Origin of the sequence: Bacillus cereus group sp. MG1, from assembly GCF_040460035.1 — a bacterium.
GTDB classification, from domain to species: domain Bacteria; phylum Bacillota; class Bacilli; order Bacillales; family Bacillaceae_G; genus Bacillus_A; species Bacillus_A cereus.
The window spans coordinates 99,298-122,587 of sequence record NZ_JARVGY010000002.1 but is presented as its reverse complement, the minus strand read 5'-3'; the positions used below and the strand labels follow the sequence as shown (position 1 = coordinate 122,587).

Below are 23,290 nucleotides of genomic sequence, written 5' to 3'. Positions count from 1 at the left end.
ATAGCCACTTTCTCAGCATGTCTTATTTCTCTGCTTAACCTATCTAAAGATCTCCTTCTATTTATTTCAACATGTTTCATCATGCTTTAATTTCATATGCTCCGTTTTTTCATCTATACAATTAACTTAGACACTTCTCCCTATTTAATGACTAATCTTTTACTTTTTAAGTAATGATTGATACACATCTTCCCACCCTTAAGTACTTGAAAATTCCCACCTAATAACCCCTTAACAATCCCTGTAATTCTTACAATTCTCTTTCATTTTATTTATCTATTCATTCATCCCCCATATCCTTTATCTACCTAATCTTCCCCAAAGAATCCAATGTAAAATTCATGATAAAAGAAAACAACCGTATCATATGTAAATTATTTAAGGAAAAAGAGTGAGAATTACTGGATTCCCCTTTCTTTTGATCTTTTTTAGAAGCTCTTTAAAGTCTAATTCTATTACATTCCTGCTAGGTAACCTGTCTACTAATCATTAACAATTTGTATAGCTATATAAAGACTCTACTAATTCATTAAAGGAATCTCCTTCCCCCTATCGAATTAATGTAGAGGAAAGGAGAGGAATACATGGAAATTCTAGGATTAGATCCTCGCGCATTAGCGACTTTAGGTGCACTTGAATACACCAATCGTCGCAATAAATTAATTGAAGACTCGGAGAATAACATATACGAGTGTAAAGAAATAAAAGAAATACTTCAATCACTCCCTAAAGAGAAGCAGATTGAGGTTCTTGAGAATCAAGCTCACTTTGAAGCTGTGGCAAAGATGATTGAACAAAACAATTTAATTCTTTTAGAACAGATGAAAGCTCTACAGCTAATTCAGAAATAACAAACTTATGATTGATTAATTCTACATATGCTTCCATAAATAATGTATCTTTATTTATACCATTAGCCTCTGTTTTTACAGGGGCTTTTGTTATGCGTTGATTTATATTTTGAATTTGAATGGTTTCTTTCACATGTACGAATAGATCTTCTAATAAACCTGGTGTAGACTCTAATTCTTGTTTTTCAATTTCCTCTGTGACAGCACTTATAAATTCCCATAGTACTTTTGCACCTAATAGTTCTGCTAATCGTTTTTCACGTATTTCAAATGTTTTCATGTTCATGCAAATACCCCCTATAATTTATATATAATGATAAAAACATTATATTTTTATGTAAAATTGCCTAATACATTTTCTAAGCTTACATTTCTAAAAAATCACAACATCATCTTAAAAGTCTAACATTATTCAACACACTTCGTGTTGTCCCGAATCAAAAAAAATTGTTTGGACTGTAACACCATAGAAATTAGCTAATTTTATTTTTATATTATCTCGTGGGATTCTCTGTCCATTTTCATACATCTGTAATGTACTAACACTGATTCCCACAGCCCTTGCCACCTCTTCTCTAGATCTTCCATTTCTTAAGTTAATTAGATTTTCAGCTACTCTTTCATAATTCATACATTCTCACCCCTAAAGACACATTTCGTGTTGTTAATTAAAATATAAACCGCACAATTTGTGTTGTCAATAAATTATAATTATCAACTTTTAAAAATTTTAATTATTTAACACATAATGTGTTAATATATTATCAGGTGATAGAATGAAAACGTTTGGAAATATAATTCGTGATTTAAGAAAACAAAAAGGCATTACACAAAAAGAACTTGCCCAATTGCTTCAACTAAGTGAAAGTACAATTGGTATGTATGAACGCAATGAACGTCAACCTGATTACAATACCTTGATACGTATAGCAGATTACTTTAATGTGTCTACTGATTTTCTTCTAGGGCGAGATTTTAATGTTAAAGAGAACAGAAACGGTAAAGAACTAGATCAATGGTTAAATGATATAAAACTTGCTCCATCCCAAAAACGTGAAGAATTAAAACGTTTTTGGAATTTTATAATGCAGGAAGAAAAGTAATAAATTAAACCCCACCTTTACAGTGTGGAAGTCTTGAGTTCAAGCCCTTTCCGGGCCCATATATTACAGTAAAATAGCGTTCTATTCAAAGTTAGAGCGCTTATTTTTGTCCGATAATTTATTCATTAATTTAGCCGAAATATTTGCGTTACGCCGCCAAACTGTATGAAATGGAGGCCTCCTATAAATTTGTTTCATTTTCCATATTTAAAGTTACCACCCTTCTTTTAACATAAATTACATTAGTTTTTTTCTAGATATGTATATATGTATGTATTGAATTTACTTCTTATAGCTTTTGTTATTTAAAACATCGTTCTAAGGTATTATCTGCAACTAAAAAATAGAAGCTTAAATTATATATATATCACCACGCTAGAAGGTGAAATTTAACTCTATACAAATCGAAATAAATTTAAGTAACAAACAATTTTTTATAATTGTTTGTTACTTGAATGATATATAGTGATTCAATCGAGAAATTCATAAAAAAAAACGTTATTCTTTCCTATTTAGCTTATTTAGAAAGAATAACGTTTTTTTACTTTGGGATAGCAATGTGTGAAAACAGCCCTCTTTACTACACAAAGACAACTATAAAGATAGCCCCATAAATAATACAGTAATCACATAAGGTCCCCTCATACATGTCTTTTTTATTTTTTTGAGAAATGCTGCAACAAAATCTTTTAAACACTAGGAATCAATGCTCTTTAAAAATTCATTTTCTAATTCTACTATATTTTTTTTACGAGCTTTTATTTTTCTTACGGGCACCCCAACATACATATACCAATCATCTAAACTTTCTTTTACCATACTCATCGCGCCAACTGCCGCTCCTTCTCCTATTACTACATTGGGAAAGATAATAGAATGAGCACCAACAATGGCATGCTTTTTTAAAATAACTTTTCCAGCTTTCACATTTTTAAATTGATGTGGAACAGTCGGTCCCATTAATGTATTTCCGCTAAAATCATCAATTGCTGCATATACAATTGTTTTTGATGAAATATTTGCAAAATCATGCATTTCAATCCCCATTTCTCCTCCAAATAACGCTGTATATGCCGCTATATGCGAATAACTTCCAATTGTAATTTTGCCACTTAAAATGCAAAAGTCATCGATTCTTACATTATTTCCAACAGATATAGCACCTGGATTATATATGCTGGTTTTTTTACTTATTAATACATTTTCCCCGACAGATAGAAAGCCAATTTCGCTCAACTCTTCTTGACTATAAAAACTATTCATCTGTGGACACCACCTTTTGCATTAAACACATTATAATTTTCTCTACGATTTCTTTTGTCATTCCTTCCCATAAAGGTAGACTAATTATTCGTTTTTCTATTTTATTTGTATTTGTTAAATCTGTAGACTTATATTTTTTAAAGAAATCTTGTTGATGACAACATGGTGAAAAATATGATCTAGCTTCTATCTTTTGCTTTTTCAACTCTTCTATTATCTGCTTATTGTTAATTTTTTCTGAACAGAGAATAGGCATAAATTGATGAATAACTGCTTTTGTCTGTTGAACTTGCCAGCCTTTTTTTATTAATCCCGTACTTTGTAATAACTGTTTATACCATTCAGAGATACGATTTCGTTCTTGAATTTTTTGATTCCATTTATTTATCGTTGTAATCCCAATAGCTGCTGCATATTCAGTCATTTTACAGTTAAACCCCATCATCGTACATTCACGATTATGATCAAATCCAAAATTACCCATTCTTTTAATTTGATTTATCTCCTCCTCATTATGGCTGTATATCATACCACCTTCACCAATTCCGAAAGGCTTTGTTGCATGAAAGCTATATACAATCATTCCACTAAAATTCTGACCGTAATGTATACCCTCATGCATTAATCCAAACCCTGGTGCCGCATCTACAACAACTGGAACACCCTTTTTCTCTAATTCTTCATAGTCTTTCAAGTCCATCCATGATCCGAATGTTGCATATGGAACAACAACTGCAACCTCTTCTTTTAATTCTTCTATCTTATCCAAAAGTACCGTTTTATCCATACACCAATCATCTAATGAAATATCAATAAAATAAGGCTCCAAGCCACACCAAATAGCTGCCAATGGAGTAGCAGGGAATGTAAAACTAGGCATAAGAGCATACTTTCCTTTTTTTCTTTTCTTACATTGAATTGCCGCCATTAACCCTAGCGTTGCGTTTGCTACTGTTGTAACTGCTCCCCTGTTCTGAAAAAATTCCGACATAATTGTTTCTTCAAAACGTTGATTTATAGGTCCATAATTTGTATATATGTGGGATATATCAATTTGCTCTAATTTATCTAAGTACTCGTTTGCAGGTACAATTGACGCACGTAAAAAAGGAATATTCTCCATATGCATCTATTCCTTTCTATCATTTTCGGACAATATAGAGCATATCCGTTTCAGATAATCCGAATTTCCTAGCAATTTCTATTCCTTGTTTCTCAGCTATGTTATACAATTCTACCTTAAAGCCCGCATCTGTTAATCGTTGAATAAATCCCGATCGATTATAAATCCTAACATGATCTTCTTGACCAAAGGCTAATTTTCTCAATAATGGCGTTACAATAGATTTATCCTCTATAATAAAATCTACATTCATTACGATTGGCACTTGAATAATTCCCCATCCATTTGGCTTTAGTACCCTATATAATTCTCGCATTGCTTTTTCATCGTCAGGCACGTGTTCTAATACATGGCTACATAAAATAACATCAAAGGTATTATTTTCGTATGCAATTCTCGTAATATCAATTTCCTCCATTAAAGAATCCTTCGGTTCTAAATCCCCACATATATAAGTAATGTTTTTAAACTGGTTAAGCCATCCTCTTACCTTCACTTCAGGTGCAATATGAAGCATAGTATAATTCCTACTTAACAAATCCGTTTCTGTTTCAATGTACGCACGATACAACCTGTCACGATCCATCGAATAGCAAACTGGACAGATACCTGTATCTTTATTCCACATCTCAAATTCATATTTTAGAAAATCATAATGTGCTGGCCAAGGAGAAAAACTTTTAAATTCTTGATTGCAATATTGGCAATAACAAATATTTTTCTCAAATATATGAGTAACTAGTTTAATTAACCCGCTTTTTATCTTTTCATTATAAATTTGATCTAGTTCTCCACTTCTTACTGCATCCTTCAGTATAAATCCCGCATTCTCCAAACAATAAGATAAGCTCTCTTTATAATCTTGTTCAGTATTTAAAAACCCACTATTATGTGCATCTGTAATTAATTCAATCCATTCTTCAATTGTCATTAATATAAAGTACATTTGTTTTTGATTTTGTCCACTATGTTGTCTAAAGTAGCTAAGAGGTTCCTGTATATAAACTACTTTTCCTTTCCTCATCATATCTAACCAAGTTGCAATGTCATTAATAGAAGAATACGCTTTCCCCTTAAAATAACCAAATTTCCCTCCAAAAAAATTGCGATTAAACAAAACCGTTGTCGGTTCTCCAACTACGTTTTTCAAGTTTTTCAACATATAATTCCCTAGTGTTTCCCCTTCAAAAATTGTAGTTTCTGTGGCAATTTTCATATTCAATGTAGAGGGGGGGAATACCTCTCCATTCTCATCAATCAGTTCACGGTACGACGTCACAAATGCAATGTTTTCTAATTCAAAAAAGTATTTCATCATTCTCTCAATCTTTTCAAGATGAAATAAATCATCATCTAATAAAAAATTTATATATTCACCAGTAGCAAGCTCTATACATTGATTAAAATTTTCAGCCACCAATGGATTTTCATTTTTAACATATGTTATACATTCATGTTCTTTTAAGTATGGCTGGATCATTGTTTTTACTTCATCATTTGTACTATCGTCAGAAATTATAATTTCAATATTTTCATAGGTTTGATTCAAAGCACTTTTGAGGGCTAATTCTAAGTAATGAGGTCTATTGTAGGCAGGAATTAGTATACTGACTTTTGGGAGGTGCGAGTTGATATTCATACGCTGTTTTTTCTTTTCAATATTTATTTTCTTTAGCTTGATTTGTTGATAGTAGTCCAATGAATATAATATGGATGATGGAACAATTCTTCTTGCATAGTCTAGAAAATTTGTAATAGCTCTGTCTAACTCCTCTTCGGAGGATAAGAAACCATATTTTTCTCCAGCTATAATAATACTATGAGAAAAATCCTCTAACCCATCCATCATTTTATTAGATTCTTTTAACTGCTGATTTGAATGTAATCGAAAGTAACTGAGTGTCTCCGCTATATATACTGCTTTCCCTTTACTCAGTAAGGATAACCATGAAGCTACATCTACGTTGCAAAGATACCGCCTTTTATCAAATACACCATACGGCTCTGTTAAATCACTTTTACGAAATAAAACCGTTGTCGGTTCTCCTATATAATTCTTTTGATTCATAATCACCATTTTTCCTAATTGTGACCCATCTATAATCGTATCTGTATAAAATAAACGCATCGTTGAATAAACATCTGGCAATAGGTTTCCTTCTGCATCCATTACTTGGCGATGGGATGTTACAAGCTTAATTTCATTATCTAGGTCATTTAAAAAGTATTTCATCATTTTTTCAATTTTATTTACATGAAATAAATCATCATCCATTAAGAAGTTTATATACTGACCTTTCGCTTTATGCAATAACATACGTGAGTTCTCAAATTGTCCAAGAGTTGACCTATTTTTTATATAAATAATATTTGAATGATCATACAAGTACTTTTGTAACACTTTCTCTGTTTCGTCGTTTGTACTATCATCCCCTATTATAATTTCTATATTAGGATACGTTTGTTCTAATACACTACATAAAGCTTTTTCAAAGTAGTGTGGACGATTATACGTAGGAATTAATACACTTACTAAAGGCGTTTGATTTATTTCCTTTTCATTTGTACCATTTTCCATTCTATTCCTCCGCCTTTTTATTTATTTTCACTTTTGAAATAGACATGCTACTACAAATCTATTTATTAGACGAACTAGATCTGAAAGGTATTGCGAAAAATAAATAGCTTTAAAAACAGCATCTATGTTGACATAGTGTAGAATAAACCTGGATAACTTTTTTCGTCCCATTCTATTTATTTGTAAAATGCGGCATTCTTTTTTCAATAAATGCCTTTACCCCCTCCTTCACATCCTCTGTTTGAAATACTTTTCCAAAGTAACGCGCTTCAATCTCAAGCCCTTCTTGTAAAGGTACTGCTGCCCCTTCGCGAATTGCCAACTTCATATAGGCGAGAGCTGGAAGAGAAAATTTACTTATATCCCTTGCAATCTCTTTTGCTTTATTTAACGACTCTCCTCGAGGGGTAATGTAGTTAACCAAGCCTATTTCTTTTGCTTCTTTAGCTGTAATCGATTTTCCTGTGAACATCATCTCTTTTGCTTTCCCTTCTCCAATTAATCTAGGTAAGCGTTGGGTTCCTCCAGCCCCAGGAAATAAACCTAACGTAATTTCCGGTAATCCAATTAAAGACTGTTCCTCTATTATCCTTAAGTCACAAGCAAGTGCTAATTCACATCCACCACCTAGTGCTAACCCATTAACAGCAGCTATAGTCGGTTTAGACAGATTCTCTAGTTGATTAAGAGGTTGGTGCAATTCTAATGATTTCATCTCGGCATATTTTTCACCTTTGCCCATCCAATCTGGAAATTCTTTTATATTCCCTCCTGCTACAAAGGCCTTTTCTCCACTTCCAGTTATAATTACGACTGAAATACCATTATCAATTTCTATTTCCTCTAATACATCTACTAATTGTTGAACTACTTCTAAACTTAAAGTGTTGACTGGTGGATTTTGAATTGTAACGACAGCAATACTTCCTGCTTTATTACAAGTTACTACTCGTTCATTCTTCATAAAAAATCCCCTTTTAAACTACCTAATTTTTCACAACACCAAGCATCTTTACTTCACTCACCATCAGCCTAAATTTCCGGATATGGTTCCGCTTTTAGAAATCCATCAATTTATTGTATGAACTGTAGAAGCATAAAATGAGCAATCCTTTCTTGGCACCATTTTATAATCTCAACATCTTTTTAAATTGTTCTTTTACTATATTAATTGGCTTCATATTTCTTTGGTTTCCGTTACGCAGTTTCTGAAGCTGGGGTGACTCGTAGGAAAAATGAGATAAAGAGACTGATATATGAGGTACATTAAAGGAGAACAATTTAAGCAAGACACTATTTTAGTAACCATTTGTATTTAAGTCTTCCTTAACTAATTTGTTGTAATAACAAATAAATCACTTTATCACTTGTTTGCTCTCTCACTATATACCTAACAGTCACTTCCTTTAAATGACATTCCTTTTTTCACGTTTTGTTTCTGCTTGGATTTCTCCTCTTATTTGTTTTATCTGCTCTTTCAAAAGTAACAATCTTTTTATTTTGTGGGTGAATTGTGGGTGGGTTCGCGGGTGGATTCGTGGGTGCCCCACAAAATAAAACAAACCTAAATAACTTAGGCCTGTTTTATTTTTTCATCTGTTCTTTCCTATTTAAAATATCCTTTTTAAAAAACAACCTATCTCGAACCATCTCTTTAATCGGTACTAACGTCCCCGACTTCACCAACTTATTTAAATTCTGCCTTGAGCATTCTAAAATCTTCAATGCCTCTGAAGTATTCACTATTTCATCATTTACGAATTTTATTAGTTCTTCCTGAGATTCAAATTTATACATTTTTCTTCTCCTTTATATACAAAATAACCATGTTGATTATCATTAGAATTATCGCTAGTATGGTACCGACGATACAGATATAACCCCAAGTGTTTAAATTATTATAATCAAGAATTGGTACAATAAACACTAAAACAATGACTACAGGTAGATTCGTCCAGATAAATTTTTTCATAATAATATGGAATGTGATATAATCTTAAATGCAGGAGAGGTTTCCCTCCCCTGTGTGCTTATTCTGAGTCGTTTCCTTGGTCGGGGCGACTCTTTTGTTTTTCCTCTTTTACCTTGTAGTATGTATCTACGATGTTTTTAACACCTGCGGTTACTTAAGAGAAAACCGTTGCTGTTGTAGCTATACACCTAAGATTATTATCCAATCCACTTTGTTCACCTCCTATTCTTTATACTCTTATAACACACTATAAGTTGACTTAAGTCAACAGTATTCAAGAATATTTTTCCTGTAAATCTAATTTTATCCTATGAAATCGACATATATCTGTTATACTTAATATCGCAATATATTTTAGGAGGAACTAATTTGAAAAAGTATCTATTATTACTTGTCTCTGTATTTTTCTCCCTAGCACTTGTGGCTTGTGGCTCAGAAGAAAAAACAGAAGAAAAGAGTGCGCCTACTGCCTCAGACCAAAAAGGTATTAAAGAAAGCAATTCGAAAACTAATGAAAAAACATTGCTAACTAAAGTTGGAGAAAAGCAAAAATACAATGCTCAGGGCGGAGTTATTGAGCTTATGAAAATTAAAGAAATTAATCAAACTATTGATGTAGCTCCAATTAAAATGACTGTTCAAAACATCAAGCTATTTGAACTATCTGACCTTTCAGAACAAACGTTAAATGCGGCTAAAGAAGTCTATCAAGCTACACCTACTAACGATGGAAAACTACATTATATTCAAGTTATTTATACTGTGGAAAATACCTCAGATGAGAATATTAGCTTCTCTAATTTTGATAAGATAGTGCTAAGTAATGGCGAACAATTAGAAGCAAATCGTAATTTCATTACAGAAAAAAGCACTTCCTTTGATTACTTTGGGAAAGTTAAACAAGAACGTGTCCTAGGTTTGTTCTTTAATGGAGATCCAAAAGATATTACTAATGTCAAATTCATTACAAGTTCAACATACCAGCAAAAGTCGTATGATACGATTACTGATGGTCAACAAGTTCAATTTGATTTATAAAATAGCAAAGCCCTCTCATTCGAGAAGGGCTTTTTTATTTTATGGTACCTCTACATATGTTCAATTAGCTGTAATATAGAAGACACTAATTTTTGAGTTTTTCACTTTATATTGCGGTGAATCATTCACCGCTACCTTATCAATAAAAGATGAAATATTTATATATCTTATTTACGTAATTTATGTTATGGTTTCATATGTTAATTAATTACAATTCTTTCAAAAAGGAGTATACATAATGAAAGCAAAGAAACTAATAACGCTAGCTTTACCTGTTATGTTAATGGCAGGCTGTACTACTGAAACATACGGACTAACGCAATCAGAGTATAAACTGGTAGATAAGCATTTTAAAGCTGATAAATTAATAGAAGATATGAATAGAATGCACTATAGTGATGAACAAATTGAGCAACAACTAAGAGGTGCATTAGCAACAATCAAGTCTGAACAAGAAGAAGCGAAAAAGAAGTCTAAGCCGAAAGAAGAAATCCAATTAGACTCCTATAGTAAAGAAGAGAAATCCGATACAGGCAAATCTAAGAAGGATATAGATAATGTTGAGGGGTATCCTACAGATACGGTAGGTAAGAAAGACGTAAGTACAAAGAAACTATCAGAAAAAGAATATGTCACTCGTTTATTTGAGTTACGTCTGGACTTACAACAAGAATTAGATCGACTAGATAAAGAAATTAAAACAATGTTTGATGATGGTGGAGAACTTACAAAACCTACTATAGATGCGATCACAGATACAAGACTGGTACTAAATGAGTTAGAAGCTGTAAACCCACCTGTGTTCTGCAACTAAAAAGTTGTGCGAAATGCAATTTTTTTTGTTAGCACCCCAACTCATTTTATAAATTCATATAAGAATGTTTTAATCGATAACTTTCCCCTGAAAATGTTAACAAATAACTATGATGAACCAAACGATCTATTATGGCAGTTGTTAATCGTTCATCGTGGAAAATACTATTCCATTTACTAAACTCTAAATTTGTTGTGATAATAATACTTTGTTTTTCATAACAACTGGCAATGACTTGGAAGAGGAGCTGCGCTCCTTCTTGGCTTACCGGTATATATCCCCATTCATCACAGATTAAAACCTCTGTTTTTTCTATTTGATTCATCATTTTATATAGCTTACCTGCATTTTTTGCTTCAATTAATTCGTTTACTAATGCAGCTGTTCGATAAAACTTTACACTTTTCCCTTGATTACAAGCTTCTACACCTATAGCGGTAGCTAAATGTGTCTTACCTGTTCCTACCCCACCATATAATACAAGGTTTTCTTTTCGTGTTGTAAAATCAGTCGATTTAAGGTCTTCTACACTTAATTGTTTTGGTAGTTCCACTTCAGTAAAACTATAATTTTCAAATGTCTTTATCACATCGAATTTTGCTTGTTTTAACAACCTATTCTTTTTCTTAATTTGCCTGTGCTGTACTTCTAGAGCTAACAGTTTCTCCAAAAACTCTTGATGTGTAGCTGCTTGAATAGAAGGATATTGTTCCACTATACGGGTTCCTAACTTTAATTCTCGGCAATAGAATTCAATTGAATTTTTCATGTAGCGTCATCCACCATGAGTTTGTCATAGCGTTTAAAGTCTATTTCAAATACTACTTTTTGTTCAAGTTCCGATGGAACTGGTACATCCACACATTTTGGTAATTTTCCATTTAACCGATACCAAGTTGTTAAAATGCTATCAGAATCTTGACAACCACCTTGTAGTGTTTGAATTAACGCTTCTGTCGCTATCGATGCATCTCCATCTTCATGTATCATCTGAGATAATACATGTATTGCACGCTTTTTCTCTGCTGTTTGCGTTAAATATTCTTTCCATGGATGTGGTAATTCTTCATAAAAAGCTAAATTTTGAATGGACTTAGGACGCTGTACCATTAATTTCAAATAAGGAATCCACTTCATTGATTCTAATCCTTCTCCATACAAACGTGGATGGCTTACAATTTTTTGATAGTTCTCATTTAAAATTTCAATTTGCTTATAAGTAACTTTGAGCCATACTTCTCTTTGAGCAAATTCAGGTGCGGTAGAATAAATGTTTTTTGCATAGCGAACTTTCCCGTATTTATCAGCTTTCGCTTTTTGTAAACGGTGAACATCAAACGCTACCTGTGGTAAAGGGATAAAAGCTTGGTGATCTACCTGAAACAACTTATCGATATGTTCTTTTTTACGATAATGTCGGCGATTCATATCATGATCACAACGTTGTAATAATTCCTGATTATATGCTTCTAAATCTGGAATAGATGGTATCGGAACAAAAAAATTACGACGTATATAACCGACTTTATTTTCTACATGACCTTTCTCATGGCCACTGTTTGGATTACAAAATACATGTTGAAAATTATAATGACATGAAAACTTTTGAAATTGTTCTGTCAGTATACGTTCTCCCTTTTTTGGAATACTTGTTACTGCCGCTGATAAATTATCAAACCAAATTTGATGAGGTACACCTGCGGTGTATTCAAATATTTGCTTTAATCCCTGTAAGAGACATTCTTGGTTTTGTGCTGGCAACACTTGTACATAACTGGCATTGCTATAAGGAAAGGAAACCGCTAGATAGGAACCTTTTGTTTCTATTCCTTTTTCATCTAGATAAACAAGATGGCCAAAATCTGCTTGCGCTTCTCCAGGTGAATGCTGTAAGGGGAGATAACCTTCACAACTCTGATACAATTCTTTCTTTTTCCGAGATACATAATATTGAACAGTCCGTATAGAAACAGAGAGGTCTCCACCATATATTTCAATCAAGCGTTTGTAGACACGAGCTCCGGTATGTCTTTGCTTTACTGGAACCTTTTTATCTTCTTTTAACCATTGATCAATTTGTACTTTGTAAGGATCTAATTTGCTTCCGTGTACTTTTCTTGAGGTTGGAACGGTATTTGGGTTCTCCAGATACGCATATTTTTGCACAGTTTGAAAACTATGCCCTGTTTCTTTTGAAATGGCTCGTAGAGACATCCCTTTATACTGGTGTAAATATTTGATATGATGTTGTTGAATCATTGTAAGCATCCTTTCTCCTCCTTCTAACTGTCTTTTCTCACAATTAGAAGGTTAGTGGAACGAGAGGGGTGCTGACAATGATTTTTTATTTATCAGCCTGTTAACCTTTTATTTTGCATAATGCACTACTTTCATTTTGCACTAAACACCACCTAAGAAGCATGAAGAATTCCATGAGTATGTTATAAAATCGGGTATAAAAGATAGTAGAGAAGGCTTAAACCGAGTAGAAGAAGATGTTAGAAAGTTTATGGTTGGTGGTATTAGTACTGCAAGACTAAAAGAAGTTGTAGAAAAAGGTATGCGTGATATAGACTCTGGACCTGAAATGTGGGAAACATCATTCGAAGATTTTGAAAAAGAATTCCCTGGAGTACAACAGAAAGTAATGGATAAGAAACAGAAAGAAATAAAAGACGCTAATGAAGGAACTGTTAATATCTCCGCAAACGGTAAAGAGTTAGTCGCTGATTGGGGTACATATAGAAATGGTGAATTTAATTTAGGTTTTGACTTAAAGAAAGATGGTACATTCTTAATGTATGAGAGTGAAGACAAAGAAGAGCGTAAACAAACTCATATGTTGGGTGAATGGAAGTACGATGGGATTAAGAAAATAATGACTTTCACGTATAAGAAGTTTATAGAGCATGGTTCAGAGAAAGAAGGTATAGACTTACCACCATATGCGGAATTCAAGATAAAATCCTTTAACGGTGATACATTTGAAATGATGGAATTAGAAAGTGAAGTAGTTATGAAAGCAAGGAAACGCTAAGAAAACAAGTAAGCAGGATAAAGACGTAAACAATAGAGTATAGAGTGAATCTATTAAATAAGAATTAAAGGAGTAGGAGAAATGAAGAACAAGAAACTAATATGTATAGCACTCCCAATCATGTTATCAGGGATAGGTTGTTCAAATAATGACATAGAAAAAGAAAAGAAAACTGATAGCTTACAAGTAGCAGAGTCAGAAAAGAAAACTGAAACAAGATCTGATAAGGATGTTATAAAATCGTTAAATGAAGAAGTAGATAAACTACATAAAGAGAAGGACGAGTTAGAAAAGAAGATACAAGATGAAAAAGCTAGTAAAGAAAAAATAAGTAAAGAGAAAGACGAGTTAGAGAAGAAAATACAAGATGAAGAAGCTAGTAAAAAAGAAGCAAGCAAAGAGAAAGATGTAATTAAAAAGGAAGACAAGATAGAAGACAATACGAGATTCAGTACTATAAAAGAGTATCAAGAGACAGTGTATAAACTTGCTAATAAGTTTGAATCTGAATTACGCGCAACGAAACCAATAATTGAAAAAGATAAAACACTATTGACAAATAAAGACGAATTAAAAGCGCAGTATGATAGAGTACAAGTACAGGCTGACAAGATAAAATCCCTTCACCCACCTCAGGAGTACACAGATTTACAAATCGGACTGATAGATTCCTTAATAGTATATCAAAAGGCAATAGACGGCATGTTTTCAGGTTTAGACGAAAGGGATAAAGAAAAGGTTAAAGGGTATGAACAATCTGTAATGGATGGTTTGGCATACTTTAACGATTCACTAAACGCAATAAAAGAAATAAAGGAATAAGATATGTCCTTTATTTTAGGAGGTACATCTTCATGAAGTTTGTACGCTCTATATTTAACTCATTTCATTTACTGAGTAAAATCATAAATCCAATACTTAAGGCATTATCTAAAAGTAAATTCTAAACATCCTAATAAAAAAAGCCGACTCCTTTAATGAAGTGACCCCCGAAAGTTAGACAGGTCGTTTCATTAGGCAGCCTCTAGGGCATGAGCCCGGTATTGTACTGGGCTCATACCCTTTAATTTTGCCTTAATTCTTTTATGATTATAGTATTCTATATACTTTGCTAATTCTTGTTTGAAATGTGTTATACTTTCAAATTCTTTTCGATACAGAAATTCCGATTTCATGATACCGAAGAAATTTTCAATAACGGCATTGTCATAACAGTTTCCTTTGCGAGACATACTTTGAGTTATGCCACAATTCTTAAGAGAATGACGGTATTGTTTCATTTGATAGTGCCAACCTTGATCAGAGTGAATGAGGAGTTTATCCGGATTGGTTACACAATAAAGGGCTTGGTCCAACATCGTTGAAACAAGGGAATAGGTCGGTCTTGAACCAATTGTATACGTGATAATTTCACCATTAAATAAATCCAACATTGGTGATAGGTATAACTTCTCCCCAAATAACTTAAACTCCGTAATATCTGTAACCCACTTTTCATTTGGTTTTTCAGCTTGGAAGTTGCGATTTAAAATATTTGGCGCAATTTTCCCAACTGTCCCTTTGTAAGAGCGGTATTTTTTCATACGAACCAGACATTTTAACCCTAATTCTTTCATAAGGCGATACACTTTTTTATGATTTACTTTGTGTCCACGATTCATAAGTTCATCACGAATACGACGATAACCATAACACCCATCGTGTTCATTATAAATAGCTTGAATCAGTTCTTTTACCTCCGCATTTGGATCAGGACGATTAAAACGTTTCATCCAGTAATAGTACGTACTACGTGGAATGTTTGCGAGTTGAAGTAACTCCTTGATAGGAAATTCATGCCTTAACTCGTAGATTACTTGCGCTTTGTCTTGTTTGGTGATTTTTCTTTGTTTTGAACTAAGGCATTCAACTTTTTTAAATATGCATTTTCCATACGTAAACGCTCATTTTCCGCTTGTAAGGCTTCGATTGATCCTTCATCTACTGGCTTTATTTTTTTAACTTTCATGGTTGGACGCCCCTTTTTCTTTGATTGTAGGGCATCCAATCCTCCTGTTTCATAAGCTATTTTCCATTTCCGAAGTGTTTCATAAGACGGTATATTGAAAAGTGCCGCTGTTTCTCTGATAGATGTCCCGTGTTCATTCATATAATAAAGTACATCTAGTTTATACTGGGCTGGGTAGAATGTATAGCACTTTTCAAAGGCCTTTTCACCTGAAGACTCATATCGTCTAATCCACTCACGAAGTACGCTAGGGTTAACTCCTATAGATTTAGCAATTGTTTTTCCACTTTCTGTACCATCTAAATATCGTTTCACCGCTTGGATTTTTTCTTTTGAAGAAAATTTAGCCATAAAAAATGCACCTCCAATTGTTAGACTGTGTCTAACAATTGGGGTGCACTTCACTTGTTCATGAGACAGGTCTTTAGACCAGTCTATCCACCCTGCAATTCCACACATAGTGTCTACCTTCTCTCAAATAGTATAGAAACCGACTAAAATCAAATATCAGTCGGTTTTCCGTAAAAAAATCCGACTAAAAACATCTTTTAGTCATGTTTATATAATAAAATGAATTGAATAAAAAATCAAATAATTCAATCGATAAAGAAATCACTCTCCCCTTTCACTTGAATTCTCATCATCCGATTAAAAAATTATTACCTTAAACTTTCATTTTTATCTTAAGTGATACAGTTGCATTCTATTATAGTTATATACTAGAAATAAGAATGGTGTATGTTATTCTATAAGAAGCAACTAGGGGACTTTCTATTAAGTTTAAAAAAATGACAAGTAGAATGATAAAGAATGTAATGAAAGAAAACTTCGCTAAATATTTCAAGGATAGGGTGTAGACAATATAACGATTCTCCTTTACTACTGAGTAATATGTTGTTGTTTCTGAACCTTTACTTATTTATAATAAAAAGCTTATACAATTGCATAAGCTTTTTATTTCTTGCTATATTAGATATAGGGGTATCTAATTAAATTAGATTATTTAGGCACCCTCTTCCGAATCCCATACTTCAATAAATTCAAAACCTTTTAATTCACTTTGTTCAATAAGAGCCTTCAACTCGTCTGAAATAAAGACAACCGTCGGATGAATTTTTCCATTTATGTAAACTTTAAAAATCATTTCATTTTGAACTATATTAAAATCAAATGCGAACTTTTCACAGCCTACTATAAGGCCTGTAATCAGTTTTTTAAAGATTGCTTTATCTCCATCAATTGCATCTAGTACATTCAACACGTGGACCAAGTAATATACCTCACTAGTTGAATTGCGTAAGAGTGGTAAAAATTCAACATTATCACCAATTAAAGGTTCAAGTACTTGCTTGGCTTTTTCACTAATCATTGGTGTACCAGTTCCTCCCCAAAATTTAGGTAAATCACTATGATTATCTCCTTCAATACACTCTATATATATTTTTCCCCATGAATTTGTTAAATGAGTTATCGAATTTATTTTTCCATCAATATATTTTTTGTGGTCTTCTTCAAAATTTAATAACTGGAAAGACTCATAGTTATCTAATACACTCTTTAATACCCATATTTTCATGCTTATTCCCCTTAACTATTCTTTTATCTTCTAAAGTAAAATAGAATATTACGTAACAAAAAATCGGTTACTACTATTTACTTTGTGATTCTAAAATATATCTTGAATATAAATTACCATCACTTTCTATACTTATTCATAATAAAAAGCTTATACAAGTGCATAAGCTTCTTATTTTTTACTCTATTAGATATGGATTCACATTACTAATCTAATTAAATTAGATTAAATTTCTTTACGCACCCTCTTCTGAATCCCACACTTCAGTAAATTGAAAACCTTCTAATTCACTGTCTAAAATTGCATTTTTGAATTGATCTGATACTAAAAGATAGTTAGGATGTACCTTCCCATTTATATTCAATTTAAAAATCGGTTCGTGCTGGACAACATAAGGAATAAATACAAATTTTTTACATCCTATTATTAAACCTGAACTTAACTTATCAAAGATTGTTTTATTAGTATCAAGTGCTTCCAACACCCTTAAAACATGCATAGCATAGTATTTTTTGTTTGTTTGTTTATGAATTAATGGTAAAAATTCAATATTATCTCCTACCATAGGTTCTAAAACATTCTTGGCTTTTTCACTAATTATTTGTACACCAGACTTTCCCCAAAAAATAGGAGAATCGCTTGATTTCCCTTCATCTGTTACCTCAATAAACTTAGGCGTCCACGAATCTGACAAACTTACCATAGAATTAAAACCAGTTTTAAAATATTTTTTATCCTCTTCATAGTTCAATAATTGAAAGGTTTCATAATCATCAGTCGAGCTTTTTAATTGCCAAATCTTCATATATATTCTCCTTTATTATTGCCATTTATATAGTTATTTCTTGGGTTCATTTAATCGCAAATTACCCTCTAATAAATCTCTTCTTATCCCATGTAACACTTCAGCTATATCAGCTTGAGTACCACCCATTTCTATAACAGAATTCAACCTTTCTGTTACTTCTCTTATATACTCTTTTGAGTGGCTACCTATATGTAAAACTTCAGTAGTTACATAATCATTTATTTTATATGGTAAAAACACCCCATTGACCGCAGCATCATAACTTATCCCTATCTCTTGTAATAATTCCTGAGCTTCCACAGCCCTAATATCATTCCAAGGTACTATGTGATGTGCCGCATTAGGATATGGAGGTGTGTCAACTCCTGCATCTTTAAGTTCTGCACGTAATTTTTGAGATGCTGTATAAGAATCAGGATATTCGTTTTTCACCTCTACTCTATCAAGAACCTTATCTGCATATTCCTGAATTACTTCTTGAACATCTTTAACTTTACTTCTTGCACTAGTTTTGGAAAACATAAATGTTTCACGAGCTTTGCGTAAAACTTCAAATGTTTTTATTTGATTGCTTCCAAATCCACTTGCACCTGCAAATGCCAACCGATCCGTCAGTGGCAATTTATTTACGAAAGAAGACATTCCTGTAGAGAATTTTGCTCCTTTTGCTAATGTAGTGACTTTACTTATCCCCTTATCACCAATAAGTCCAAGTCCAATTTGTGTAAAAGCATAACTTCCCCACTTAGCACGACTTTCAGCGTCTCCATTTATTACATCATTAATAAACGAATCTGATAATGTGTTCCACATAGCAGGTAAGGTTTCATTTAAATGCGTAACAGCGTACCCCATGTTCTCCCATGTTTCCCATTTACCAAGTGCCACAACACCATCTATTGTATCTTCAACTGCTTGACCCGTACCTTCTAAAATACCATCTATAATTTTTTCAGAAGTAGATTTTTCAGGAGGTTTCTTGCACACCGCTTCCTCTTCCATTGATCCTTCCTTTAAAAGATTATCAACTTGACGTTTTCTTTCATCAGCAATTTCTTGGATCGAAATGGTCCAATCCATATTTAATCCTTGTGTACTAAACGTACCACTTACAGGACTAAAGCCTTTTCCACTTTGGACTTCAGCAAGGCCGGCAGTAATACTAGCCACTAGTTGAAGAGCTGTGTTGTAGTTATTACTGGACGTATAGTTAAATTCATATAGATGCTCTAATTTTTCTTGCAGTTTTTTTCTCATCTCCACTAAAACAATAACCATAGCATCTATTCCAGGCAACACTGTAGCAATACTAATCGATTCTATACTTGAGATCATTCGATTAATTTCTTGAATTTGCTCTCTTATTTCTTGTTCAATGACATCTGTGGAAGCAACTTGTGATTGAAAATCGCTTGGAAATGCATCATTTTGACGGATTAATTCTTCACATAAATAAATGATACCTTGTGCTAAAGGACGAAAAGTTTGGACAAAAAATATTTTTGCACTACTATATGTTTGCCCTTGTAAAACTGTATCAGTTGCAAAGGTATCAATTGATTGGATTGCTTGCTCCATAGCTTGGATAGTAGCGACACATACAGCATTCATGCTTTGGGTTTGATTTTGTACTTCCCCTAAATACATATTTAAACTCATGCTTTATCCTCCCTTTTTAATCGCTGTTGCCGATAGATAAGGTCGGTTTCTAAATCAATAAGATTGCGTCTTTCTTTAAGTAATGTTTCTTTTTGATTTTCCAATTCCAATGTTAATTTCCGCTCAATATGTTGCGACTCTTGAAGCTTATTCATAAAAAAATGAGAAACATCTTTATCACCATGCCATGTTTCTAAAACCCTATTAAATAAACGGGTTTTTTGATTTCTCAATTCGTGAAAGTCCATTTCTGCTTGTCCCTGGATTTGAATCTCTGTTTGATTTCGATCCTGTTTTTCAAATACTATCCGTAATTCATGATTAAGTTCATTTATTTGCTTTTCCACATCTTGACTCATCTTATTCTTCCTACCCTTCTCCCTTTACCGTAGGTTGCCACATTAGCGAAATGTCTTTTGTAGTTCGTTATCCATTCTTTCAAAATCCTTAGCTACTAAATGAATATTATCAATTGCTTGTTGAAAGGCCCCACAAAATTGTCTAGTCAAATCTAGCATTTGTTGATTCGCTTCTTGCGCCTGAGCATTAACAGATAGTGTAGTACGGCTCGCCTTTGTTATAGAACGATTTGTCGCACCTTGAATTGTATCCGATGCATTTTTCATTTGTGTAGCAATTTGTGTAGCCGTTTGAAAATTACTTTGAAAGTTTCCCATCATTTAAACCCCTTCTAGTTCCAAAATCATCAAGAAAATTATACCATGTAAGAATATTTCAATGTATCAAATATTTCTAGTAAGGAATTGATAGCTCTTAATGATAAGAATGAAGCTTTTCATACCGAATTTCAATTAAGGATCGCTTCAACAGATGTAGTTGAACTAGAACTATTAGAACAAATTGAAGAGATTGACCGAATCAGAACAAATACTGAAGTTACAAAGCAAGTTATGCCACTAGCAGGTATGGGTGCAATGAGGAACAAATATTTTTATGGAGTTTGGTTTAGGATGGATTGGAGATAAAGGAGCAGGCCAAATTGGAAAAGTAACTTCCCTTGGAGACTCTGTAAAGTTAACGAAATTTTCAGGTGATACACCTTATATTTCAAGCCACTTACCATTAAAAGATCGATTTGCTTTTGCTGGTGGAGATGGTTTGCGATCTAGATTTGACACACCAGACTTTAAACAAGCTGAAGAAAAACTCTCTACCTATCAATTTGCTAGTAGTGGAAGAATTAATAGTAGCAGAACTAATGGTGGCAATGTTCCGTATAGTTTTGATTCATCACTTATGGAGCACCTTTTTCATGGGGAACTAAAACAAAAATGGTGGGGACTAAAAGCTGTTGGATATCACCATGAAAGTATGATGGGTGGAGGAGAAATAGTTAGAATTACCCATGCACCAAATTCTGCGGGAGTATATAGAGCAAAAGTAAAAGTAGACGGTGAAACAAAAAACGCGCTTTCTTCATTTTTCCCTAAGGATTGGGATAGAGTACAGGTACTTGATTCTATCAAAGAAGCATACGATAATAAGATTCAAGTCGATACAGTTAGATATGTAGGACAAACATCCCACGGATTTAAAGTAGAAATGATTATACAAAATAATGAGATAATAACAGCATATCCTGTTTATACTAGGAGGCAAAAAATGAAATATACATACGAATTTTATCGTGATGGACTTGGCGGATTAAGAATACGTTTGCCAAAAGAAATTTCTATAATTTCTCATTTCTTGGAAGATATTTTAGATGATGAAGCAGATGAGTATATACAAATTTTAGATAAAGTAGTAGACCAAAAAGTTCCGCAATATGAAATAGAAGGGAACGTAGCAGCAGTCTACATTGAACCTAATTACACCAGTGCTATTAACTTATTTATGAGTGCTCCAAATAACCAATGTAAAATTGAGACCTCTGAATTTAGAAAACTACTTGTGTTGTGGCGAGATACATTGGTAGCAGAAGGGAAAGATATAGAAGTATAAAAGAAAACTACCTTCTGTGATATTTAGATCATAGATGCTAAACTCAATAAAATCAAAGGTAGGAATATATTAAATATATTCCTACCTTTTTATTATGTGGCGAGACTCCACATCCATTAACTTAAAAATTTTTTATTTAACAGGAATTGTACTTGCAGGAATATAAAAGATTTTACAATTAAGATGGCTTCCTGCCATCTCTTGTTCGAGGCCAATTCATCTCCCACCTACTCACTGGACTGTGACCCTTCACGCTCCTTGAGGAAGGAGTCTTCTTGGCTAAAATGATAAAATGTTAAAAACAGTTTTAAAATGAGTTTCTTTTTCACCTTGTAAGCTGTAGAGCTTTCATATATTCCCCTTTTCTTTCAAGGGCCTTTTTTGCATCCTTAGCCGTTAATGCAAAATCTACTGCAATGTTCTGTAATAACTCCTTATTAGCTTACCTGAAGAAATCTCTTAGTTGTTGATTTGCTAACCTTTCTTGTTTACTATCAATCAATTAAAAAAAGAATTTTTTTGTTTAAGGGCTACTTTAAAATCTTAAGTTGATGGATGTGTGAACGAACCGCTACTAAAATTCTTGCTTTTAAATCATTATTACTGTATTATATTTACATAGAAATATAAGGATTATAGTATATAAAAAGCGATCAAATCTATAAGTAAGATTTAAATCCTTTTCCAAGTCAAAAAGACTTTGCCAAAATCTAATATAATTTATGCTTGTCTTTTTAATATGTATCTAGTAATAACATATTTTTTATCAATAGAATTCTGTTTTCAATGATAGGAATTAGTGTTCTAAACAAGGAACCATACAAAGTGATCTGAAAAACCTGAGAGATATTGTATGTAGTTTGCTCATCTCCCGGTACTACAATAAAAGAGCCTTACCTCTCTAGGCAAGACTCTACTAGTTTAGTTGTATAATATTTACGTAATAACTAAGAAACAGAAAACATATAACACCAAATAGCAGCACCCTATTACTCCTCCTACAGCTAATACCTGTTTAACCCAACTCTTAAATTTTTGATTACTGTAAATCGCTTGCACTCTTTCCATATTTCCTCCTATTAAGGACAACCCTTATAGACTCTCACCTTGCTATGGTAACATTAAAAAATGGCTAATAGAGGCCTAATGTATAAATATGCAATATTGCATACATAAATGTATTGTTATAATTGTAAACGCTTACTATAATAAAGTTATAAAGATTCACCAAATCTTAATACGAAAAAAGGGGAGCAAATAATATGGAAATCGCAATGGCAGTTTTAAAATTTCTAGGTGGAACAATCCCATTAATTCAAGAACTTCTAAAGGCATTTATGTAAATTCACTATTTAGCAATTATTTATAAAAATTATCATACAAATGATCTGTATATCAAAAATGAATTGATTTACAGATCATTTGCGTGAGCAAGTTCCCTTTAACATGACTAAGGGACTTTTTTAATTTTTAAATATGACTAATGTCTCCCATT

Annotated in this window: 22 protein-coding genes and 3 pseudogenes; 9 read left to right on the top strand and 16 right to left on the bottom strand. The window is 32.8% G+C overall.

The window, feature by feature from the left end; genetic code table 11:
- Positions 1–726 precede the first annotated feature (726 nt).
- Together QCI79_RS28625 and QCI79_RS28620 are read right to left on the bottom strand one after the other, a co-directional pair.
- The gene (locus QCI79_RS28625; protein ID WP_021729712.1) at positions 727–1,137 is read right to left on the bottom strand and encodes a hypothetical protein; all 411 of its coding nucleotides are present in this window, start codon (positions 1,135–1,137) and stop codon (positions 727–729) included.
- Between the two features lie 126 nt (positions 1,138–1,263).
- Positions 1,264–1,482: a helix-turn-helix transcriptional regulator gene (locus QCI79_RS28620; protein WP_021728607.1), complete on the bottom strand. Its 219-nt coding sequence runs from the start codon at positions 1,480–1,482 to the stop codon at positions 1,264–1,266.
- Between the two features lie 145 nt (positions 1,483–1,627).
- On the opposite strand from QCI79_RS28620, the gene QCI79_RS28615 reads away from it, so the two are divergent.
- On the top strand, positions 1,628–1,954 hold the full coding sequence (locus QCI79_RS28615; protein ID WP_021728606.1) for a helix-turn-helix domain-containing protein: 327 nt from the start codon (positions 1,628–1,630) through the stop codon (positions 1,952–1,954).
- Between the two features lie 696 nt (positions 1,955–2,650).
- Here QCI79_RS28615 and QCI79_RS28610 read toward each other — a convergent pair.
- From QCI79_RS28610 to QCI79_RS28590, 5 genes are all read right to left on the bottom strand, one after another.
- Entirely contained in the window at positions 2,651–3,217 is a 567-nt protein-coding gene (locus QCI79_RS28610; protein WP_021728605.1) for an acyltransferase, read from the bottom strand.
- Positions 3,210–4,340, bottom strand: coding sequence for an aminotransferase class I/II-fold pyridoxal phosphate-dependent enzyme (locus QCI79_RS28605; protein WP_021728604.1), 1,131 nt, complete (start codon positions 4,338–4,340; stop codon positions 3,210–3,212). Before QCI79_RS28605 ends, QCI79_RS28610 begins: the two co-directional genes overlap by 8 nt.
- A 19-nt stretch (positions 4,341–4,359) precedes the next feature.
- Positions 4,360–6,918: a glycosyltransferase gene (locus tag QCI79_RS28600; protein ID WP_021728603.1), complete on the bottom strand. Its 2,559-nt coding sequence runs from the start codon at positions 6,916–6,918 to the stop codon at positions 4,360–4,362.
- Positions 6,919–7,090: 172 nt separating this feature from the next.
- Positions 7,091–7,882 (bottom strand): enoyl-CoA hydratase, encoded by a 792-nt coding sequence (locus QCI79_RS28595; RefSeq protein ID WP_021728602.1) that lies wholly within the window; start codon positions 7,880–7,882, stop codon positions 7,091–7,093.
- Between the two features lie 620 nt (positions 7,883–8,502).
- Complete coding sequence (locus QCI79_RS28590) at positions 8,503–8,715, bottom strand: hypothetical protein (RefSeq protein WP_021728601.1); 213 nt, start codon at positions 8,713–8,715, stop codon at positions 8,503–8,505.
- Positions 8,716–9,259: 544 nt separating this feature from the next.
- Here QCI79_RS28590 and QCI79_RS28585 point away from each other — a divergent pair.
- Both QCI79_RS28585 and QCI79_RS28580 read left to right on the top strand, forming a co-directional pair.
- Positions 9,260–9,928 carry a hypothetical protein gene (locus QCI79_RS28585; protein ID WP_021728600.1) on the top strand — a complete coding sequence of 223 codons (669 nt, stop codon included), beginning with the start codon at positions 9,260–9,262 and terminating at the stop codon, positions 9,926–9,928.
- A gap of 238 nt (positions 9,929–10,166) precedes the next feature.
- Positions 10,167–10,727 (top strand): annotated as a pseudogene (locus QCI79_RS28580) (DUF3994 domain-containing protein); the annotation flags it as partial.
- Positions 10,728–10,788: 61 nt separating this feature from the next.
- Here QCI79_RS28580 and istB read toward each other — a convergent pair.
- Entirely contained in the window at positions 10,789–11,511 is a 723-nt protein-coding gene (gene istB, locus QCI79_RS28575) for an IS21-like element helper ATPase IstB (protein ID WP_021727480.1), read from the bottom strand.
- Complete coding sequence (gene istA, locus QCI79_RS28570; protein ID WP_021727481.1) at positions 11,508–13,010, bottom strand: IS21 family transposase; 1,503 nt, start codon at positions 13,008–13,010, stop codon at positions 11,508–11,510. Before istA ends, istB begins: the two co-directional genes overlap by 4 nt.
- Before the next feature lie 241 nt (positions 13,011–13,251).
- Between istA and QCI79_RS28565 the strand changes: the two genes are divergently transcribed.
- Both QCI79_RS28565 and QCI79_RS28560 read left to right on the top strand, forming a co-directional pair.
- A complete protein-coding gene (locus QCI79_RS28565) occupies positions 13,252–13,779 on the top strand; it encodes a DUF3994 domain-containing protein (RefSeq protein WP_021728823.1) in 528 nt (175 codons plus the stop codon).
- A gap of 81 nt (positions 13,780–13,860) precedes the next feature.
- Positions 13,861–14,601 carry a DUF7018 domain-containing (lipo)protein gene (locus QCI79_RS28560; RefSeq protein WP_021728824.1) on the top strand — a complete coding sequence of 247 codons (741 nt, stop codon included), beginning with the start codon at positions 13,861–13,863 and terminating at the stop codon, positions 14,599–14,601.
- A 191-nt stretch (positions 14,602–14,792) separates the two neighbouring features.
- Here the strand turns inward: QCI79_RS28560 and QCI79_RS28555 are convergent.
- The 6 genes from QCI79_RS28555 to QCI79_RS28530 all read right to left on the bottom strand — a co-directional run bounded on the left by QCI79_RS28555 (position 14,793) and on the right by QCI79_RS28530 (position 20,510).
- A protein-coding gene (locus QCI79_RS28555) for an IS3-like element ISBth10 family transposase (protein ID WP_209291797.1) occupies positions 14,793–16,138 on the bottom strand; the annotation gives its coding sequence in 2 pieces (ribosomal slippage) (positions 14,793–15,697 and positions 15,697–16,138; 1,347 coding nt in all).
- 652 nt (positions 16,139–16,790) lie between these two features.
- Positions 16,791–17,363 carry an imm11 family protein gene (locus tag QCI79_RS28550; RefSeq protein ID WP_021728532.1) on the bottom strand — a complete coding sequence of 191 codons (573 nt, stop codon included), beginning with the start codon at positions 17,361–17,363 and terminating at the stop codon, positions 16,791–16,793.
- A gap of 235 nt (positions 17,364–17,598) precedes the next feature.
- Positions 17,599–18,168, bottom strand: coding sequence for an imm11 family protein (locus QCI79_RS28545; protein WP_021728533.1), 570 nt, complete (start codon positions 18,166–18,168; stop codon positions 17,599–17,601).
- Between the two features lie 33 nt (positions 18,169–18,201).
- Entirely contained in the window at positions 18,202–19,830 is a 1,629-nt protein-coding gene (locus tag QCI79_RS28540) for an AHH domain-containing protein (RefSeq protein WP_021728534.1), read from the bottom strand.
- On the bottom strand, positions 19,827–20,189 hold the full coding sequence (locus tag QCI79_RS28535) for a DUF3958 family protein (protein ID WP_021728535.1): 363 nt from the start codon (positions 20,187–20,189) through the stop codon (positions 19,827–19,829). The genes QCI79_RS28540 and QCI79_RS28535 overlap by 4 nt, the downstream gene beginning before the upstream one ends.
- Before the next feature lie 42 nt (positions 20,190–20,231).
- Complete coding sequence (locus QCI79_RS28530) at positions 20,232–20,510, bottom strand: TIGR04197 family type VII secretion effector (RefSeq protein ID WP_000971917.1); 279 nt, start codon at positions 20,508–20,510, stop codon at positions 20,232–20,234.
- Between the two features lie 84 nt (positions 20,511–20,594).
- On the opposite strand from QCI79_RS28530, the gene QCI79_RS28525 reads away from it, so the two are divergent.
- The 3 genes and pseudogenes from QCI79_RS28525 to QCI79_RS28515 all read left to right on the top strand — a co-directional run bounded on the left by QCI79_RS28525 (position 20,595) and on the right by QCI79_RS28515 (position 21,795).
- Complete coding sequence (locus QCI79_RS28525; protein WP_021728537.1) at positions 20,595–20,816, top strand: hypothetical protein; 222 nt, start codon at positions 20,595–20,597, stop codon at positions 20,814–20,816.
- Positions 20,770–21,447: pseudogene (locus QCI79_RS28520) on the top strand (EndoU domain-containing protein); the annotation flags it as partial. The gene QCI79_RS28525 and the pseudogene QCI79_RS28520, both read left to right, overlap by 47 nt.
- A gap of 6 nt (positions 21,448–21,453) precedes the next feature.
- On the top strand, positions 21,454–21,795 hold the full coding sequence (locus QCI79_RS28515) for a hypothetical protein (RefSeq protein WP_031303279.1): 342 nt from the start codon (positions 21,454–21,456) through the stop codon (positions 21,793–21,795).
- A 936-nt stretch (positions 21,796–22,731) separates the two neighbouring features.
- On the opposite strand, the gene QCI79_RS28510 is transcribed toward QCI79_RS28515, so the two are convergent.
- Positions 22,732–22,863 carry a hypothetical protein gene (locus QCI79_RS28510; RefSeq protein WP_000442766.1) on the bottom strand — a complete coding sequence of 44 codons (132 nt, stop codon included), beginning with the start codon at positions 22,861–22,863 and terminating at the stop codon, positions 22,732–22,734.
- 88 nt (positions 22,864–22,951) lie between these two features.
- Here QCI79_RS28510 and QCI79_RS28505 point away from each other — a divergent pair.
- Positions 22,952–23,138: pseudogene (locus QCI79_RS28505) on the top strand (hypothetical protein).
- Positions 23,139–23,290 lie beyond the last annotated feature (152 nt).

What these genes read in the sequence shown, in the direction of transcription:
- istB (WP_021727480.1), bottom strand. Translation starts at nt 11,511, where the DNA reads ATGAAAAATTCAATTGAATTCTATTGCCGAGAATTAAAGTTAGGAACC.
- QCI79_RS28625 (WP_021729712.1), bottom strand. Translation starts at nt 1,137, where the DNA reads ATGAACATGAAAACATTTGAAATACGTGAAAAACGATTAGCAGAACTA.
- QCI79_RS28530 (WP_000971917.1), bottom strand. Translation starts at nt 20,510, where the DNA reads ATGATGGGAAACTTTCAAAGTAATTTTCAAACGGCTACACAAATTGCT.
- QCI79_RS28605 (WP_021728604.1), bottom strand. Translation starts at nt 4,340, where the DNA reads ATGGAGAATATTCCTTTTTTACGTGCGTCAATTGTACCTGCAAACGAG.
- QCI79_RS28615 (WP_021728606.1), top strand. Translation starts at nt 1,628, where the DNA reads ATGAAAACGTTTGGAAATATAATTCGTGATTTAAGAAAACAAAAAGGC.
- QCI79_RS28620 (WP_021728607.1), bottom strand. Translation starts at nt 1,482, where the DNA reads ATGAATTATGAAAGAGTAGCTGAAAATCTAATTAACTTAAGAAATGGA.
- QCI79_RS28535 (WP_021728535.1), bottom strand. Translation starts at nt 20,189, where the DNA reads ATGAGTCAAGATGTGGAAAAGCAAATAAATGAACTTAATCATGAATTA.
- QCI79_RS28600 (WP_021728603.1), bottom strand. Translation starts at nt 6,918, where the DNA reads ATGGAAAATGGTACAAATGAAAAGGAAATAAATCAAACGCCTTTAGTA.
- QCI79_RS28540 (WP_021728534.1), bottom strand. Translation starts at nt 19,830, where the DNA reads ATGAGTTTAAATATGTATTTAGGGGAAGTACAAAATCAAACCCAAAGC.
- QCI79_RS28610 (WP_021728605.1), bottom strand. Translation starts at nt 3,217, where the DNA reads ATGAATAGTTTTTATAGTCAAGAAGAGTTGAGCGAAATTGGCTTTCTA.
- QCI79_RS28515 (WP_031303279.1), top strand. Translation starts at nt 21,454, where the DNA reads ATGAAATATACATACGAATTTTATCGTGATGGACTTGGCGGATTAAGA.
- QCI79_RS28565 (WP_021728823.1), top strand. Translation starts at nt 13,252, where the DNA reads ATGGTTGGTGGTATTAGTACTGCAAGACTAAAAGAAGTTGTAGAAAAA.
- QCI79_RS28510 (WP_000442766.1), bottom strand. Translation starts at nt 22,863, where the DNA reads ATGGAAAGAGTGCAAGCGATTTACAGTAATCAAAAATTTAAGAGTTGG.
- QCI79_RS28560 (WP_021728824.1), top strand. Translation starts at nt 13,861, where the DNA reads ATGAAGAACAAGAAACTAATATGTATAGCACTCCCAATCATGTTATCA.
- istA (WP_021727481.1), bottom strand. Translation starts at nt 13,010, where the DNA reads ATGCTTACAATGATTCAACAACATCATATCAAATATTTACACCAGTAT.
- QCI79_RS28550 (WP_021728532.1), bottom strand. Translation starts at nt 17,363, where the DNA reads ATGAAAATATGGGTATTAAAGAGTGTATTAGATAACTATGAGTCTTTC.
- QCI79_RS28545 (WP_021728533.1), bottom strand. Translation starts at nt 18,168, where the DNA reads ATGAAGATTTGGCAATTAAAAAGCTCGACTGATGATTATGAAACCTTT.
- QCI79_RS28595 (WP_021728602.1), bottom strand. Translation starts at nt 7,882, where the DNA reads ATGAAGAATGAACGAGTAGTAACTTGTAATAAAGCAGGAAGTATTGCT.
- QCI79_RS28590 (WP_021728601.1), bottom strand. Translation starts at nt 8,715, where the DNA reads ATGTATAAATTTGAATCTCAGGAAGAACTAATAAAATTCGTAAATGAT.